The organism is Nocardiopsis sp. CNZ308 (assembly GCF_004217075.1).
In genome coordinates, this window is record NZ_SHKJ01000001.1 from 4,029,876 (window position 1) to 4,046,628 (window position 16,753).

The 16,753-nt window shown below is 73.4% G+C and carries 14 protein-coding genes; 11 read left to right on the forward strand and 3 right to left on the reverse strand.

From position 1 onward, the window contains the following. Positions 1-30: 30 nt before the first annotated feature. From EV372_RS17440 to dapB, 7 genes are all read left to right on the forward strand, one after another. On the forward strand, positions 31-1,110 hold the full coding sequence (locus tag EV372_RS17440) for an ABC transporter ATP-binding protein (protein WP_130396837.1): 1,080 nt from the start codon (positions 31-33) through the stop codon (positions 1,108-1,110). 333 nt (positions 1,111-1,443) lie between these two features. Further along, a complete protein-coding gene (locus EV372_RS17445) occupies positions 1,444-2,352 on the forward strand; it encodes an arylamine N-acetyltransferase (protein WP_130396838.1) in 909 nt (302 codons plus the stop codon). Positions 2,353-2,565: 213 nt separating this feature from the next. Then, positions 2,566-3,852, forward strand: a complete 1,287-nt coding sequence (gene egtA / locus EV372_RS17450; protein ID WP_130396839.1) for an ergothioneine biosynthesis glutamate--cysteine ligase EgtA — start codon at positions 2,566-2,568, stop codon at positions 3,850-3,852. After that, complete coding sequence (gene egtB / locus EV372_RS17455) at positions 3,849-5,189, forward strand: ergothioneine biosynthesis protein EgtB (protein WP_130396840.1); 1,341 nt, start codon at positions 3,849-3,851, stop codon at positions 5,187-5,189. The genes egtA and egtB overlap by 4 nt, the downstream gene beginning before the upstream one ends. Next, positions 5,189-5,932: an ergothioneine biosynthesis protein EgtC gene (gene egtC, locus EV372_RS17460; RefSeq protein ID WP_130396841.1), complete on the forward strand. Its 744-nt coding sequence runs from the start codon at positions 5,189-5,191 to the stop codon at positions 5,930-5,932. The genes egtB and egtC overlap by 1 nt, the downstream gene beginning before the upstream one ends. A 65-nt stretch (positions 5,933-5,997) precedes the next feature. Next, complete coding sequence (gene egtD / locus EV372_RS17465) at positions 5,998-6,972, forward strand: L-histidine N(alpha)-methyltransferase (RefSeq protein WP_130396842.1); 975 nt, start codon at positions 5,998-6,000, stop codon at positions 6,970-6,972. A 143-nt stretch (positions 6,973-7,115) separates the two neighbouring features. Further along, the gene (gene dapB / locus EV372_RS17470) at positions 7,116-7,859 is read left to right on the forward strand and encodes a 4-hydroxy-tetrahydrodipicolinate reductase (RefSeq protein WP_130396843.1); all 744 of its coding nucleotides are present in this window, start codon (positions 7,116-7,118) and stop codon (positions 7,857-7,859) included. Positions 7,860-7,920: 61 nt separating this feature from the next. Here the strand turns inward: dapB and EV372_RS17475 are convergent, their stop codons facing one another. The 3 genes from EV372_RS17475 to EV372_RS17485 all read right to left on the reverse strand — a co-directional run bounded on the left by EV372_RS17475 (position 7,921) and on the right by EV372_RS17485 (position 10,448). Next, positions 7,921-8,604 (reverse strand): class I SAM-dependent DNA methyltransferase, encoded by a 684-nt coding sequence (locus tag EV372_RS17475; RefSeq protein ID WP_130396844.1) that lies wholly within the window; start codon positions 8,602-8,604, stop codon positions 7,921-7,923. 265 nt (positions 8,605-8,869) lie between these two features. Continuing rightward, positions 8,870-9,742 carry a 1,4-dihydroxy-2-naphthoate polyprenyltransferase gene (locus EV372_RS17480; RefSeq protein WP_130396845.1) on the reverse strand — a complete coding sequence of 291 codons (873 nt, stop codon included), beginning with the start codon at positions 9,740-9,742 and terminating at the stop codon, positions 8,870-8,872. 151 nt (positions 9,743-9,893) lie between these two features. Next, positions 9,894-10,448: a GNAT family N-acetyltransferase gene (locus tag EV372_RS17485; RefSeq protein ID WP_130396846.1), complete on the reverse strand. Its 555-nt coding sequence runs from the start codon at positions 10,446-10,448 to the stop codon at positions 9,894-9,896. 96 nt (positions 10,449-10,544) lie between these two features. Here EV372_RS17485 and EV372_RS17490 point away from each other — a divergent pair, with 96 nt between their 5' ends. The 4 genes from EV372_RS17490 (at position 10,545) to EV372_RS17505 (ending at position 16,670) form a co-directional block, all read left to right on the forward strand. Further along, positions 10,545-10,925 (forward strand): phage holin family protein, encoded by a 381-nt coding sequence (locus EV372_RS17490; protein ID WP_071621549.1) that lies wholly within the window; start codon positions 10,545-10,547, stop codon positions 10,923-10,925. A gap of 352 nt (positions 10,926-11,277) precedes the next feature. After that, positions 11,278-12,249 carry a 4-hydroxy-tetrahydrodipicolinate synthase gene (dapA, locus tag EV372_RS17495; protein ID WP_130396847.1) on the forward strand — a complete coding sequence of 324 codons (972 nt, stop codon included), beginning with the start codon at positions 11,278-11,280 and terminating at the stop codon, positions 12,247-12,249. After that, entirely contained in the window at positions 12,246-13,931 is a 1,686-nt protein-coding gene (locus EV372_RS17500) for a ribonuclease J (RefSeq protein WP_130396848.1), read from the forward strand. Before dapA ends, EV372_RS17500 begins: the two co-directional genes overlap by 4 nt. A gap of 222 nt (positions 13,932-14,153) precedes the next feature. Then, a complete protein-coding gene (locus tag EV372_RS17505; protein ID WP_130396849.1) occupies positions 14,154-16,670 on the forward strand; it encodes a DNA translocase FtsK in 2,517 nt (838 codons plus the stop codon). Positions 16,671-16,753: the final 83 nt, after the last annotated feature.

A 16,753-nucleotide genomic window follows, 5' to 3' on the forward strand; every position in this document is an offset into this window, starting at 1 on the left:
GACCGCCGCACCCACCGAGGAGACGCGCCCGTGAGCACCACCGAGACCGACCCCCACGAGACACCGCCGACCCGCGGGGAGGAGTCGGTCCCCGTCCTGAGCGCCCGGGGGGTGGAGGTCGCCTTCGCGGCCGGGTTCGCCCCCGGCGGCGGCCGGGGCACCGCCCGCGCCGTGGACGGGGTCAACCTGGACGTCTCCGCGGGCGAGATCGTGGCGCTGGTGGGGGAGTCCGGCTGCGGCAAGACCACTCTGGCCCGCGTCCTGCTGGGTCTGGAGCGGCCCACGGGCGGCGACGTGGCCTTCGAGGGCGACCCGCTGCGCTACGGCTCCCGCGACATGCGCCGCTACCGCCGCCGGGTGCAACTGGTGCAGCAGGATCCCACCGGGTCGCTCAACCCGCGCCGCACCGTCTACGAGTCCGTGGCCGAGGGGCTGCGCATCCATGAGGGCACCGTGTCCGACGAGGCCGAGCGGGTCGGCGCGGCGCTGTCCAAGGCGGGCCTGCGCCCGCCGGACCGGTTCTTCCCCCGCTACCCGCACGAGCTGTCGGGCGGCCAGCGCCAGCGCGTGGTGATCGCCGGTGCGCTCGTCCTGGACCCCGAGGTGCTGGTGGCCGACGAGCCGGTGGCCTCCCTGGACGCGTCGGTGCGCGGCGAGATCCTGCGGCTGCTCCTGGACCTGCGCGCCGACCTGGGGCTGTCGGCCCTGGTGGCCACGCACGACCTGGGCCTGGCCTGGAACATCGCCGACCGGGTCGCGGTGATGTACCTGGGGCGCGTGGTGGAGCTGGGCACCGTGGAGGAGGTCCTGTCCGCTCCCGCCCACCCCTACACCCGGGCGCTGCTGTCGGTGCTGCCCGAGGCGGACGGGGAACCGGTGGTGCTCTCCGGCGAGCCGCCGGACCCCAAGCGGGTGCCCCGGGGCTGCCGCTTCCACCCGCGCTGCCCGGTGCTGGCCTCCGGGGAGGCCGGGCGCGCGGGGGTGGCCGACCGCTGCCGCACCGTGGACCCGGCGATCCTGGAGGGCGGCGCCGAGCGTCGGGTGGCCTGCCACTGGGCGGCGTCCGACGCCGCCGGGCGCGTACGCGAGGGGGAACCGGCCTCCGGTTGAGCCGGACCCGGGAAAGGCCCCGTACGCCGCGCAGGTCAGCACCCTCGCGCCGCACCGACCACGCTTTCGGCCGACCCCTGGCGGCCAGCCCCGCGATCCCGTCCGCGTGCCCTCCGGGCGTCCCGGTGTCCTCGCGGGACCCCGTGCTCCTCCCGCCGCCGCTCCCGGCGGCGGGTCGTGGCACCGGACTCCCTTCCGGGGCCCTTCGGCGAGCCGACCACGGACGCCTCCGCGTCCACCCCTTCCATTCCCTTCTTCAGTGGCCGCATACGGCCAGAAGGGGAGGGCGTTTCCTCCGGAATAGTGCCCTTATGGGGCCGGTTCGGGTTCGACATGACGCACGAAACCCTCGTTTCCGACACCCTGGCTCCCGCGCCCCGGCCCGAGCTCCTCACCACCGACCGCGACTTCTGGCACGGTAGCGAGCTGGACCTGGACGCCTACCTGGCCCGCCTGGGCCTGTCCGGCGACCTGCCGCCCACGCTGGACACCCTGCGGGCCCTCCACCGCGCCCACCTGGCCGCCATCCCCTTCGAGAACCTCCAGATCGTCCTGGGGCGCCCCATCCTGCTGGACGTGCCCGCGCTGGTGGACAAGATGGTCCTGGGGTCCAGGGGCGGCTACTGCTACGAGCAGAACCTGCTGCTGGCGGCCGCGCTGGACCGGCTCGGCTTCTCCGTCACCGGCTTCGCCGCCCGCGTGCTCTCCGGCGGCACGGGCGCCCCGCGCCCGGCCACGCACGCCCTGCTGCGGGTGGACCTGGAGGAGGGGCCGTGGCTGGCCGACGTCGGCTTCGGCAGCGGCCTGCTGGAACCGGTCCCCTTCGCCGACGGGCACCAGGAGGTCCAGGGCGGGTGGGGTCTGCGCCTGGACCGCGTGTCCGAGGTGGGCGAGGACGAGTGGCTGCTGCGCTTCTTCGACGGTCGCGAGTGGAACCCGCTGTACTCCTTCTCCGCCACCGCGATGGTGCGCCAGGACTACGCCGTCTTCAGCCACCACCTGGTCACCCACCCGCGCTCCCCGTTCCGGGGCAGGCTGGTGGTCCAGCGCATCGGACCGGGCGCCCACCACATGCTGATGGACACCACCCTGACCACCGCCGCGCCCGACGGCACCCGCACGGAACGCGAGGTGCCCGTGGAAGAGGTGGGACAGGTGTTGCAGGAGGTGTTCGGTATCGGCCTTGACCAGCACGAACGGGCCGTCGTCGAGAAGCGCCTCCGGGAGTTCACCGGCATGTGAGCGGCATCACACAGCGGTGGGTGGGAGTGCGCCCACCCACCGCGATGGCCGGTACCACCTGGCGTCCCGCCGCCCGGCCTCCCCACCCGTGTCGGGAGTGTTCCGGCATCAGCGGAGAGTCGTGGACAACACGCACGTTCGGCATGACGGCCGGATGGGCAGGATCCTCGGGGCGCCGCCCGGAGGGGGCGGCCGTTCGCGAGGGGACAGCCCATGGCCCACCACATGACCGCGGAAGACGTCCACGAGTACATCAACGGCGTCTGCTTCAAGACCGGCCCTCCCGGCAAGGTCGGAGCCGAGACCGAATGGCTGGTCGCCGACTCCGCGGATCCGACCGCACCCGTTCCCGTCGACCGCCTCGCGGCCCTGGTGGAGTCCTGCGGCCCACCGCCCTCGGGAAGCGGCGTCACCTTCGAACCCGGCGGGCAGCTCGAACTCAGCTCACCCGCCCTTCCGGGACCGGCCCGGGCGCACGCGGCGCTCTCCGCCGACCTGGACCACATCGGCAAGGCCCTCGCCGAGGCCGGGCTCCACCTGGTCGAGACGGCCCTCGACCCCGTCCGCCCGCCCCGGCGCCAGCTCCGTGAAGCCCGCTACACGGCCATGGAGCGCTTCTTCGCCCACCACCGCCAGCCCAGCGGCTACACCATGATGTGCAGCACGGCCTCGCTCCAGGTGTGCCTGGACACGGGGGAGGACGCCGCCGACGTCCGCGACCGCTGGGAACTCGTCCACCGGCTCGGCCCGGTGCTCGTCGCCGCCTTCGCCAACTCCGCCGTCTGGCGGGGCCGCCCCACCGGATGGAAGTCCACCCGCTGGGCGATCTGGGCGGCCACCGACGCCACCCGCACCCGGCCCGTCCTGGACGCGGGCAGCTCCGCCGACCCCGCCACGGCGTGGGCCGAGTACGCGCTGGCCGCCAGGGTCCTGGCCGTCCCCGGGGGCGAGGGCCCCTGGACCCCCGACCCGGGCCTCACCTTCGCCCAGTGGCTCGACGGGCGGGGTCCGCGCCCGGCCACCCGGGCCGACCTGGAGTTCCACCTCAGCACACTCTTCCCGCCCGTGCGCCCGCGCGGCTGGTGGGAGCTGCGGATGATCGACGCGCTGCCCGTGCGCTGGTGGCCGGTCCCGGTGGCGCTCGCCGCCGCCCTGGTCGACGACACCCGCGCCCGCGCCGCGGCCGAGGAGGCCACCGAGGAGCTGTGCGGGGGGCGCTTCCCCGACCGCCGCCTGTGGCTGCGCTCGGCGCGCCTGGGCATGGCCGACCCCGACGTGGCCCGGTGCGCCCGGGCCTGCTTCGACGCCGCGGTCGAGGCGCTGCCCCGCATGGGCGCCGCCTCCCTGGCCGCGCTGGTCGACGACTACGCCGACCACCACACGCGGCGCGGGCTCAGCCCCGCCGACATCCGGCCGACCGTGCCCGTACCGCGCCCGGCGCGGGGGGAGCGCGTACGGTCCGTGGCCGCGGACCCCGGGCACGTGGAAGGAGCACGGTGAACCACGAACAGGAGCGCGCCAAGGAGCGCATCGCCGCCGAACTCGACCGGGCGAGGGACCGCAGCAACGGGCTGACCCTCCACGCCCTCGACGAGGGGGAGCTGCTCGCCCAGCACTCGCCCCTGATGTCGCCGCTGGTCTGGGACCTGGCGCACGTGGGCAACTACGAGGAGCAGTGGCTGCTGCGCGCCGCGGGGGGACGTGAGGCGCTGCGCCCCGACATCGACACCCTCTACGACGCCTTCGAGAACCCGCGCGCCGAACGGGTCAGCCTCCCGCTGCTGCGGCCCGAGGAGGCCCGCGACTACAACGCGCGCGTGCGCGGGGAGGTGCTCGACGCGCTGGAGTCCGCCGACCTCGCCCGGGTGGGGACCGGCCCGGACGGCGAGCGCTCCCTGCTGGACGCCGGATTCGTCTTCCACATGGTCATCCAGCACGAGCACCAGCACGACGAGACCATGCTCGCCACCCACCAGCTCCGCAGGGGCGAGCCCGTCCTGCTGGAGGAGGCCGCGCCCGTCACCGCGCTGCGCCCGCCGGTCCGGGACGAGGTGTTCGTGCCCGAGGGGCCGTTCACCATGGGCACCGACGACGACCCCTGGGCCTACGACAACGAGCGCCCCGCGCGCACCGTCGACCTGGGCCCCTACTGGATCGACACCGCCCTCGTGACCAACGCCGCCTACCAGGAGTTCATGGACGACGGCGGCTACCAGACCCGCCGCTGGTGGACCCGCGACGGCTGGGAGTGGAAGGAGAAGCGGGGAGCGGTCTCCCCGGCCTTCTGGACCCGGGAGGGGACCGGGTGGTCGCGCCGCCGGTTCGGCCGCCAGGAGATGGTGCCCCCCGACGAGCCCGTGCAGCACGTGTGCTTCCACGAGGCCCGGGCCTACGCCGCCTGGGCGGGCAAGCGCCTGCCGAGCGAACCCGAGTGGGAGAAGGCCGCGCGCTTCGACCCGGTCAGCGGCCGGACCCGGCGCTACCCGTGGGGCGACACCGAGCCGGGGCCCGGCCACGCCAACCTGGGCCAGCGCAGGCTCGCCCCCTCCCCGGCCGGGCGCCACCCCGACGGCGCCTCGCCGCTGGGGGTCCAGCAGCTGCTCGGCGACGTGTGGGAGTGGACCTCCACCACCTTCACCGGCTACCCGGGGTTCCGGGCCTTCCCGTACGAGGAGTACTCGGAGGTGTTCTTCGACGACGGGTACAAGGTGCTGCGCGGCGGCTCCTGGGCCACCCACCCCACCGCGGCCCGCGCCACGTTCCGCAACTGGGACCACCCGATCCGCCGACAGATCTTCAGCGGTTTCCGCTGCGCGCGCGACGCGGAACCCGCCTGATGTGCCGGCACCTCGCCTACCTGGGGCCGCCGCGCACACTGCACGACCTGCTGTACGCGGCGCCCCACTCGCTGCACGTCCAGTCCTGGGCGCCGCGCATGCAGCGGTACGGCACCGTCAACGCCGACGGGTTCGGCGTCGGCTGGTACCCCCCGGGGGACGGCCCCGCCGAACCGCTGCGCTACCGCCGCGCCATGCCCGTCTGGGGTGACGCCTCCTTCGCCGACGCCGCCCGCGCCATCGCCTCCGGGTGCGTGGTGGCCGCCGTGCGCGACGCCACCATCGGGTTCGGCTCGGAGGAGTCGGGCGCCCAGCCCTTCCGCGCCGACCGGCTGCTGTTCAGCCACAACGGCGCGGTGGAGGACGACGAGGCGCTCACCGCGGCGTTCGCCACGCCCCCGCCCCGCGGCGCGCTGGACGCCCGCGCCCCCCTGGACTCCGCACCGCTGTTCGCGCACACCGTGCGACTGTGGCGCGACTCCCAGAACCTGTCCGAAACCCTGGCCACTGTGGTCCGCGAGGCCCGCAAGCACTCCGGGGGCCGCTACAACCTGCTGGCCAGCGACGGCCAGACCCTCGCCGCCACCGCGGCCGGGGACACCCTGTTCACCCTGCGCGAGCCGGACGGCGGGGTCTTCCTGGCCTCCGAACCCTTCGACGACGCTCCCGGATGGCGCGAGGTCCCCCAGGACTCGGTGGTCGCGGCCACGGGGGAGCGCACCGAGGTCCGCCCGATCGACTGACCGGCTCCGCCCATCTTTCCGACACCACCTGTCCCGGGTACATCTTCGGGGACACAGGAGGCACCATGTTCCGGATTGACCGAAACCTGACCGCCGACGACCTCGACAAGGCACTGCGCACCGACGTCGCCGAGGGTCTGACCGCGCGGCCCAAGCGGCTCCCGCCCAAGTGGTTCTACGACGAACGCGGCAGCTCCCTGTTCGAGGAGATCACCGCCCTGCCCGAGTACTACCCCACCCGCGCCGAACGCGCGATCCTGGAGCTGCGGGCCGACGAGATCGCCGCCGCGGCGGGCGCCGAGGCGCTCATCGAGCTCGGCTCCGGATCGGGGGTCAAGACCCGCCTGCTCCTCGACGCGATGCGCCGCCAGGGCCGCCTGACCCGCTTCGTGCCCGTCGACGTCAGCGGCGACTTCCTCGACTCCTCCGCCCGCCGCGTGGCCGACGACTACCCCGGCCTGGACGTGCACGCCGTGGTCGGCGACTTCGAGGAGCACCTCGGGCTGCTGCCGGTCGGCGGGGAGGGCGGGCGCCAGTTGCTGGCCGTCCTGGGCTCCACCATCGGCAACCAGGAACCCGGGCCGCGCGCGGCCTTCCTGCGCGACGTCCGCGGCGTCCTGCGCCCCGGGGACTCGCTGCTGCTGGGCGCGGACCTGGTCAAGGACCCCGCCCGCCTGGTCGCCGCCTACGACGACGCCCGGGGGGTCACCGCGGCCTTCAACCGCAACGTCCTCGCCGTCATCAACCACCGGCTCGGCGCCGACTTCGACCCGGACGCCTTCGACCACGTGGCGCGCTGGGACGCCGAGCGCGAGTGGATCGAGATGCGGCTGCGCTCCCGGGCCGCCCAGCGCGTGCGGGTCGCCGACCTGGACCTGGAGGTCGAGTTCGCCCCCGGGGAGGAGACGCGCACCGAGGTCTCTGCCAAGTTCCGCCGGGAGGGGCTGACCGCGGAGCTGGAGGGGGCGGGGTTCGCCCTCACCCACTGGTGGACCGACCCCTCGGGGGACTTCGCGCTCACCCTGGCCGACGTCCGCTGACACCGGGGGCCGGGCCCCGCCACGGGTGTCCGGTGGCTCCGCCCGGCCGCGCCCGCTGGCGAGGCGGCCCGGCCGGGCACGTCCGCCCACGTCGCGGGCCGGGCCGCGACGACCCGCCTCCCCGGCTCCGGTACGCTCGTGCCGTGTTCAAGGTAGGAGTTTTCGGCGCCGACGGGCGCATGGGGTCAGAGGTCGTCCGAGCGGTGCGGGGCGCCGAGGACATGGAACTCGTCGCGGGGGTGGACGCCGCCAGCGACAGGGAGGCGGTGCTGGGGGCCGACTGCGTGGTCGACTTCACCCACCCCGACGCGGTGATGGACAACCTGGAGTGGCTCATCGGCCACGGGATCCACGCCGTCGTCGGCACCAGCGGGTTCGACGAGGCCAGGCTGGAGCGCGTGCGCCGGATGCAGGAGGCGAAGCCGGGGGCCAAGGTGCTCATCGCCCCCAACTTCGGCATCGCCGCCGTCCTGATGATGCACTTCGCGCGCAAGGCCGCGCCGTACTTCGACTCGACCGAGATCATCGAGCTGCACCACCCGAACAAGGCCGACGCCCCCAGCGGCACCGCCTACCGGACCGCCGAGCTGGTCGCCGAGGCCCGCCGTGCGGCCGGGACCGCGCCGATGCCCGACGCCACCACCTCCGAGATCCCCGGCGCCCGCGGCGCCGACGTGGAGGGCGTGCGGGTGCACGCGCTGCGCATCGCCGGGCTCATCGCCCACCAGGAGGTCGTGTTCGGCACCGACGGGGAGACCCTCAAGATCCGGCACGACTCGATGAACCGCGCCTCGTTCATGCCGGGCGTGCTGCTGGGCGTGCGCGGGGTGGACGGCCTCGCCGACCCCCTCACCGTGGGCCTGGACGCGCTCCTCGACCTGGACTAGCGGGCCGCCCCGACCGGTCGCCGCACGGGGGCCGCGCGCCGCGCGCGGCCCCCGTCCCGTCTCACGCGCCGCGACGGCAGGTGAGGAACAGCTGGACCTCGGGCCGGGCGCCCTCGGGCTCGTAGGAGACGACCCGCTCGTCCTCCACGATCAGCCCGGCCTCCTCCACCACCCGGCGCAGCTCCCCGTTCGGGTAGCCCGACACCCGCACGTCCGTGCCCAGGAAGGGGATCGGGTCGTCGTCCAGGTCGGCCTCCACCATGGACAGGCACAGCAGGCCGCCCGGGACCAGCGAGGCGCGCACGCGGCTCAGCGCCTCGGGGATGCGGGACCTGGGCAGGCACAGCAGGGAGAAGAACGCCACGATGGCGTCGTAGGAGGACTCCGCGGGGTCCAGGTCGAGGATGTCGGCTTGGACGAAGGTCGCCTCGGGCACGTTGCGGCGGGCGATCTCGACCATCCGCCCGGAGATCTCGTAGCCGGTCACCCGCGCCCCCGCCGCCACCAGCTGCCGGGCGGTGGGCACGCCCGTACCCGAACCCAGGTCGAGCACGTGTGCGCCGGGCGGCAGCAGGTCCAGCAGCCGGCGCACCCGGTCCTCCTGGCCCTCCTTGCGGGGGAAGGCCTCGTCGTAGCGCTCGCCGATCGCGTCGAACGCCGCGGCCTGGAGGGCCGAGCGCCGCGCCCACTCCTCCGGATCCGGAACGTGGTCGAGGGGATCGGGGGCGGTGTTCTCGCTGGGCACGGTGTCGTCTCTCCCTGCCGTGTCGTACGCGCGTGTCTGGGGTGCGCGCATCCTAACCCGTCCCCGCCGGACCGGGGCCCGGCGCCGCCTCCCGGCGCCCGGCGTGTCGTCTCAGCGCCCGTCCGCCACCGGCGGGTCCAGCCCCTCCACGGGGATCTCCAGGTCCAGGCCGGTCGGCGGGGGACACCCCCTCCGGCGGGTCGGGCCCGTGGTCGAGGGAGGCCTCGGGCCCCTCGGGGAGCCCCGGCCGGGTGCGGCCACCGCCTCAGCCCAGGAGCAGGGCGACCGAGAACAGCACGCCGAACGCCATCTGGAGCCTTCCGGTCTCACCCAGGCCCAGCACCAGGTCGCGGCCGGTCTGGCCGCCCAGCACGCGCCGCAGCGGCGGCACCGCCAGCGGCGCCGACACCAGCACCAGCGGCGTCCACCAGAACACCGGGGTCAGCGCCAGCGCCACCAGGTAGGACAGCGCGATCGCGCCCCCGTACAGGCGGCGGGTGCCGGCGTCGCCCAGCCGCACGGCCAGCGTGACCTTGCCGGTCTCGCGGTCGGTCGGGATGTCGCGCAGGTTGTTGATCACCAGCACCGAGCAGGACAGCAGGCCCACCGGAACCGACGCCACCCACGCCTGCCAGGGCGCGGAGCCCAGCTGCACGAAGACCGTGCCCACCACGGCCACGACGCCGAAGAACACGAACACCGAGACCTCGCCCAGGCCCCGGTAGCCGTAGGGGCTGCGGCCCCCCGTGTAGTACCAGGCCGCCGCGATCGCCAGGGCGCCCACCAGCAGCAGCCACCACGAGGACGTGGCCACCAGCACCAGGCCCACCACCCCCGCGAACGCGAAACTGGCCAGGGCCGCCGCCAGCACCTGCCGAGGGGCGGCCAGGCCGGTCGCGGTCAGCCGGGTCGGCCCGGTCCGCGCCTCGGTGTCGGTGCCCTTGACGCCGTCGCTGTAGTCGTTGGCGAAGTTCACGCCGACCTGGAGCGCCATGGACACCACCAGGGCCAGCAGCGCCTTCCACCAGACGAACCCGTCCAGGGCGAAGGCCAGGGCCGTGCCGACCGCCACCGGAACGATCGAATTCGGAAGCGTACGGGGGCGCAGCCCCGAGACCCATTCACTGACCGTGGCCACGCTCCGGCCCTCCCCGCTCACCACCGGCGCACCCGTGCGCGCCGCGACAACCACCCCACGTTAGACCCTGCCGGCGGCGCTCCCGTCCGCGCCCCGGCGCCGGGGCGCGGACGGGGCCCGTCCCGCTCCGGCCGACCGGCCCCCGCCCCCGCTACTGGGAGATGGCCGCGTGCAGGCGCACCATCGGCAGCAGCCGCCCCATGTCGATCTCGCGGCGGGCGCCGTCCGCGCGCCAGCCAGAGGCCTCGAAGAACGCCCGCAGCGCGTTGTCGGCCTCGGGCACCCACACGTGCAGGGTGGCGAAACCGTCCTCGACCAGGTGGTCCACGCACGCGTTCACCAGACGGCTGCCGTGCCCCTGACGCGCCCGCTCGGGGTCCACGTGCAGGGCGAACACCTCCGCGTCCTTGGCGGGCCACAGGTCCGGGTCCCCGGCGGGGCCGAACGCGGCGAAACCCGCGACCGTGCGCACCCCCTCCACCTCGTCGGTGGCCACCACCAGCCGGTGCCGGGAGGTCGGCGGAGACTCCAGGGCCGCCGTCCACTGCTCGCGGAACCGCTCCCTGGCCTCCTCACCGCCCAGGGCCCCGGACACCTCCTCGGGCAGCAGCGACCCGTACACCGCCCGCCACGACGCCACCTGGATGTCGACGACCGCTTCCACGTCGGCGGTACGGGCGGGACGGACGAACCGGGCACTGGACACGGGGAACTCTCCTTCGGGGGTGGGCGACACGCCTGGCGACAAGATCACCTACGCCGGAGTTTCCGGACCTTGCCACAGCATGGGAACATCTACGTTGTGAGCCTCATTATCAGAGTTATCGTGAACGCGCTCGCCCTTTGGGCGGCTGTCCTCCTGATCGACGGCATCGAAGTCACCGCGCAGGACACGGTCGGCCAGATCCTGGTCTACCTCGCCGTCGGCGCCATCTTCGGCGTGGTCAACGCGGTCATCAAACCGATCGTCAAAACGGTCGGATGCCTGTTCTACGCTCTGACCCTGGGGCTGATCGGCCTCTTGGTGAACGCGCTGCTGCTCATGCTCACCAACTGGATCGCGGGCCTGTTCGACCTGCCCTTCCACATCGACGGGTTCTGGCCCGCCTTCTGGGGCGCGATCGTCGTCACCATCGTCAGCTGGCTGCTCAGCATGTTCCTGCCCGACGGCAGCGACGACTAGCCTCCTACCGCGGACCCCGACCGCCCGGACCGCGGGCGGACCCCGGGCCCGGCCGGATGGCACGGGCCCGGGACGGGTAGGTTCGTCTTACCGGGGACCACTCAACCTCGACCCACGAGGACGGTGGACCGGACGGGGCCCGGCCCCTCGCCCCCGACACGGGGCAGCACAGATCTTTCCCGCGACCGTCGCGCATCCGCCGGTCGCGGTGGCGCGCACGCAGCGCCGACCACCCGTGCCCGAGGCACACCCGCACGGGATACCACAACTGTTTCGGAGTACACCGAGAGGAGGAGGGGCAACCACGGACCCCACCGCCCGAGGGCGGCGGTCCGCACGCCTTTCACACACGATGATGGACACCAAGAACCGCCCGTTCGGCAAGATGTTGACCGCGATGGTCACTCCGATGCTGGAGGACGGGGAACTCGACTACGAGGGCGCGGCCCGACTGGCCACCTACCTCGTCGACGAACAGCACAACGACGGCCTCGTCATCAGCGGCACCACCGGCGAGTCGCCCACCACCAGCGACGACGAGAAGGACCGGCTGCTCCGGACCGTCCTGGAGGCGGTCGGCGACCGCGCCACGATCGTGGCCGGGGTCGGCACCAACGACACCCGCCACAGCATCCGGCTGGCCCAGGCGGCCGAGAAGGCGGGGGCGCACGGTCTGCTGACCGTCACCCCCTACTACAACAAGCCGCCGCAGGAAGGCCTCATCCGGCACTTCACGTCGATCGCCGACTCCACCGACCTGCCGGTGATGCTCTACGACATCCCGCACCGCACCGGGACGCCGATCGCCTCCGAGACCCTGGTCCGCCTGGCCGAGCACCCGCGCATCGTCGCCAACAAGGACGCCAAGGACAACGTCGGCGCCAGCTCCTGGGTCATGGAGCGCACCGACCTGGCCTTCTACTGCGGCACCGACATCCTCAACCTGCCGCTGCTGTCCGTCGGCGCGGCCGGGTTCGTCAGCGTCGTCGGCCACATCGTGGGCGCCGACCTGCGCGACATGATCGACGCCTTCGAGAAGGGCGAGGTCGGCCAGGCCCTGGCCATCCACCGCCGCCTCACGCCGGTCTACACGGGCATGTTCCGCACACAGGGCGTCATCACGACCAAGGCCATCCTCAACCTGTTCGGCCTGCCCTCCGGGCCGGTCCGCACCCCGCTCGCCGACGCCTCCGCCGAGCTCCAGGCACTCCTGCGCGAGGACCTGGCCGCCGCGGGCGTCAAGGGCCCGATCGGGCTCGCCCCGCACCAGGCCGTCCCGGCCAGCGCCGTCGCCGTCGAGCGCCTCACGGAGGGATCCGTATGAGCCACCCGCATCCCGAACTGGGCTCGCCGCCGCCCCTGGGCAAGGGCGTGCTGCGCATCGTCCCGCTGGGCGGCCTCGGCGAGATCGGCCGCAACATGACGGTCTTCGAGTACGACGGGCGCCTGCTCATCGTGGACTGCGGCGTGCTCTTCCCCGAGGAGGAGCAGCCCGGCGTCGACCTGATCCTGCCGGACTTCGACTACATCCGGGACCGGCTCGACGACATCGAGGCGGTCGTGCTCACCCACGGGCACGAGGACCACATCGGCGGCGTGCCGTTCCTGCTGCGTGAGCGGGCCGACATCCCGATCGTCGGCTCCAAGCTCACCCTGGCGCTGATCACCGCCAAGCTCGGCGAGCACCGCATCAAGCCCGAGACCGTGCTGGTGGAGGAGGGCGAGCGACACGACTTCGGCCCCTTCGACCTGGAGTTCTTCGCGGTCAACCACTCCATCCCGGACGCGCTGGCCGTGGGCATCCGCACCCCGGGCGGGTCGGTGCTGCACACCGGCGACTTCAAGATGGACCAGCTGCCGCTGGACGGGCGCCTGACCGACCTGGCCGGGTTCGCCCGGTTCGGCGACGAGGGCGTGGACCTGCTGCTGTCGGACTCCACCAACGCCGAGCAGCCCGGCTTCATCGTCAACGAGCGCAACCTGACCGAGGCCATCGACAAGGTGTTCCGGCAGTCCCAGAAGCGCATCGTGGTGGCCTGCTTCGCCTCGCACGTGCACCGCGTCCAGCAGGTCATCGACGCGGCCGTCGAGCACGGGCGCAAGATCGCGTTCGTGGGCCGCTCCATGGTCCGCAACATGAACATCGCGCGCGACCTGGGCTACCTGAGCATCCCCGGCGACACCGTCGTCGACGTCAAGCAGCTCGACCATCTGCGCCCGGACGAGGTGCTCCTGGTGTGCACGGGCTCGCAGGGCGAGCCGATGGCCGCACTCAGCCGCATGGCCAACCGGGACCACCAGATCCGCATCGAGGAGGGCGACACCATCCTGCTCGCCTCGTCGCTGATCCCGGGCAACGAGAACTCGGTCAACCGGGTGATCAACGGCCTGACCCGCTGGGGGGCCAAGGTCGTGCACAAGGGCAACGCCCTGGTGCACGTCTCCGGCCACGCGCCCGCGGGCGAGCTGATGTACGTGCTCAACATGGTCCGCCCGCGCAACTTCATGCCCGTGCACGGCGAGTGGCGGCACATGCGCGCCCACGCCGACCTGGCCAAACTGACCGGGGTCCCGAGCGACAGGATCGTCATCGCCGAGGACGGCGTGGTCGTGGACCTGCACAAGAACCGGGCCAGGATCGTCGGCGCGGTGCAGGCCGGGTACGTGTACGTGGACGGCTCCTCGGTCGGCGACGTCACCGACGCCGCGCTCAAGGACCGCCGGGTCCTCGGCGAGGAGGGGTTCATCTCCGTCGTCGTGGCGGTGGACTCCGGCTCCGGCAAGATCCTGGGCGAGCCCGAGATCCACACGCGGGGCGCGGGCATCGGCGCCGACGCCTACGACGACGTCATCGACCGGATCCAGGACGCGCTGGACAAGGCGGCCAGGGACGGGGTCAACGACCCCCACCAGCTGCGCCAGCTCATCCGCCGCAGCGCCGGCCGCTGGGTCAACGAGACCTACCGGCGGCGGCCCATGATCATCCCCGTCCTGGTCGAGGTCTGACCGGCACCCGACGACGACGAACGGCCCGACGCCGCACCGCGGCGGTACGGGCCGTTCGCGTCGCCGGGGCCGGGGCGGCGGTGGGACGGGGAGCACAGGGGCGCCCGTGCGACACGCCGCGCGGGATACGGGCGCCGGGGGTGGACGCCGCAGTAGGCTGCCCGCCGTGGCGGGCCGTCCTGCCCGACCGTCCGCACGACCCCGTCCCCTGGAGGTGACCCCATGGCCACGCGCGCCTCCTCCGGCGGTTCCGGACGCAAGAAGCCCGCCGCGCGCAAGCCCGCGGCGAAGAAGCGCATGCCCGACGGGCCCATCGCCTTCGCCGTCACCATGTTCGGCCAGTTCCTGCTGGTGCTGTGGAAGCTCGTCGCGCACACCGTCGGCGGCTCCGCCCGCGCGGTCGGCCGCGGCGCGCGCGGCCTCGACCCCGACCTGCGCCGCGACGGGGCCGGGCTGGTCCTGCTGGCCGCGGGCGTCCTCATCGCCGCCGCCGTGTGGTGGAACAGCGACGGGCTGCTCCTGGAGTACACCCGCACGGTCGTGGTCGGCGCCTTCGGCACGTTCTCGCCGATCCTGCCGCTGCTGTTCCTGCCGATCGCGGTCAGGCTCATGCGCACTCCCGGCGACAGCAAGGAGGGCGACGCCGGGCGGCTGCTCATCGGCTTCAGCTCGATCATGCTGGGCCTGCTCGGCCTCATCCACATCGCCCACGGCATCCCGCAGCCCTCCGAGGGCCTGGCGGCCCTCCAGGAGGCCGGCGGACTCATCGGCTTCGTCGCCTCGGGGCCGCTCAGCGCCGTCGTCACCCCGTGGCTGACCGGCGTCCTGCTGGCCCTGGTGCTGGTCTTCGGGATCCTCGTGGTCACCGCCACACCCATCCGGCGCATCCCCGAGCGCCTCCAGGTCCTGTTCGGCGCGCTCATGGAGCGCGACACCGGCCCCGACGCGGGCATGGGCCTGCTGGGGGCGGAGAAGAAGAAGCCCGCCAAGCCGCGCGGGAGCGCGTCCAGGAAGAAGAAGAGCACGGGTACGGTCGCGGGCGACCACGAGCGCCCCTACGACAGCCCGGTGCTGCCCGACGAGCCCATCGCCCCCGCCCTCACCGACGAGGAGGAGGCCGCGCGGACCGGCGCCGGGGCCCCGGAACCGGACGCGGCCCCGGCGGAGGCCGCGCCCAAGGGCAGGAAGGCCGCCCGCGCCAAGCGGGAGGTCCCCGACCCCACCCCGGCCCCCGCCGCCACCGAGCAGCTCACCATCCCCTCCCGCGTGGTGGAGGGCGACTACGAGCTGCCCGCGCCGACCATGCTCAAGCCCGGCAGCCCGGTCAAGCCGCGCACCAAGGCCAACGACGAGGTCGTCGACGCCCTGTCGGGGGTGCTCACCCAGTTCAACATCGACGCCGACGTCACCGGTTTCACCCGCGGGCCGACGGTGACCCGCTACGAGATCGAACTGGGCCCCGCGGTCAAGGTCGAGAAGGTCACCGCCCTGGCCAAGAACATCTCCCTGGCGGTCAAGAGCGCGGACGTGCGCATCCAGTCGCCCATCCCCGGCAAGTCCGCCATCGGCGTGGAGATCCCCAACACCGACAAGGACCTGGTGAGCCTGGGCGACGTGCTGCGCTCGCCCGCGGCGACCTCCGACGACCACCCCATGCTGGTGGGCCTGGGCAAGGACGTCGAGGGCTCCAACGTGGTCGCGAACCTGGCCAAGATGCCGCACGTCCTGGTCGCCGGCGCCACCGGCGCGGGCAAGTCCACCTGCATCAACGGGCTCATCACCTCGCTGATGATGCGCGCCACCCCCGACGAGGTGCGGATGATCCTGGTCGACCCCAAGCGGGTCGAGCTGACCATGTACGAGGGCATCCCGCACCTGATCACCCCCATCATCACCAACCCCAAGCGGGCCGCGGAGGCCCTCCAGTGGGTGGTGGGGGAGATGGACCGGCGCTACGACGACCTGGCCGCCTCCGGGTACCGGCACGTGGACGACTTCAACGCCGCCGTGCGCACCGGGGAGCTGACCGCCCCGCCCGGCAGCGAGCGCCGGTACGAGCCCTACCCCTACCTGCTGGTCATCGTGGACGAGCTGGCCGACCTGATGATGGTCGCCCCCCGCGACGTGGAGGACGCCGTCGTGCGCATCACCCAGCTGGCCCGCGCCGCCGGGATCCACCTGGTGCTGGCCACCCAGCGGCCCAGCGTCGACGTCGTCACCGGTCTGATCAAGGCCAACGTGCCCTCCCGCCTGGCCTTCGCCACCTCCAGCCTCTCCGACAGCCGCGTCATCCTCGACCAGCCCGGTGCGGAGAAGCTGGTCGGCAAGGGCGACGCGCTCTTCCTCCCCATGGGCGCGGGCAAGCCCATCCGCCTCCAGAACGCCTGGGTGTCGGAGAAGGAGATCCGGGCGATCGTCGAGCACTGCAAGAAGCAGTCCGAGCCCAGCTACCGCGAGGACGTGGCCGCCCCCGACACCAAGAAGAAGGAGATCGACGAGGACATCGGCGACGACCTCGACCTGCTCCTCCAGGCCGTCGAGCTGGTGGTCACCACCCAGTTCGGGTCCACGTCCATGCTCCAGCGCAAGCTGCGCGTGGGCTTCGCCAAGGCGGGCCGCCTGATGGACCTCATGGAGAGCCGCGACGTGGTCGGCCCCAGCGAGGGCTCCAAGGCCCGCGACGTGCTCGTCCAGCCCGACGACCTGCCCGCCGTGCTGGCCGACATCCGCGGTTCCTGACCCGCGCCGCCGCGTCCGCGCGGCGGCGCCCGGGTGCCGACCAGCACCCGGGAAGTCGGGCTTCCGGCCCCGTGTTACGGCCT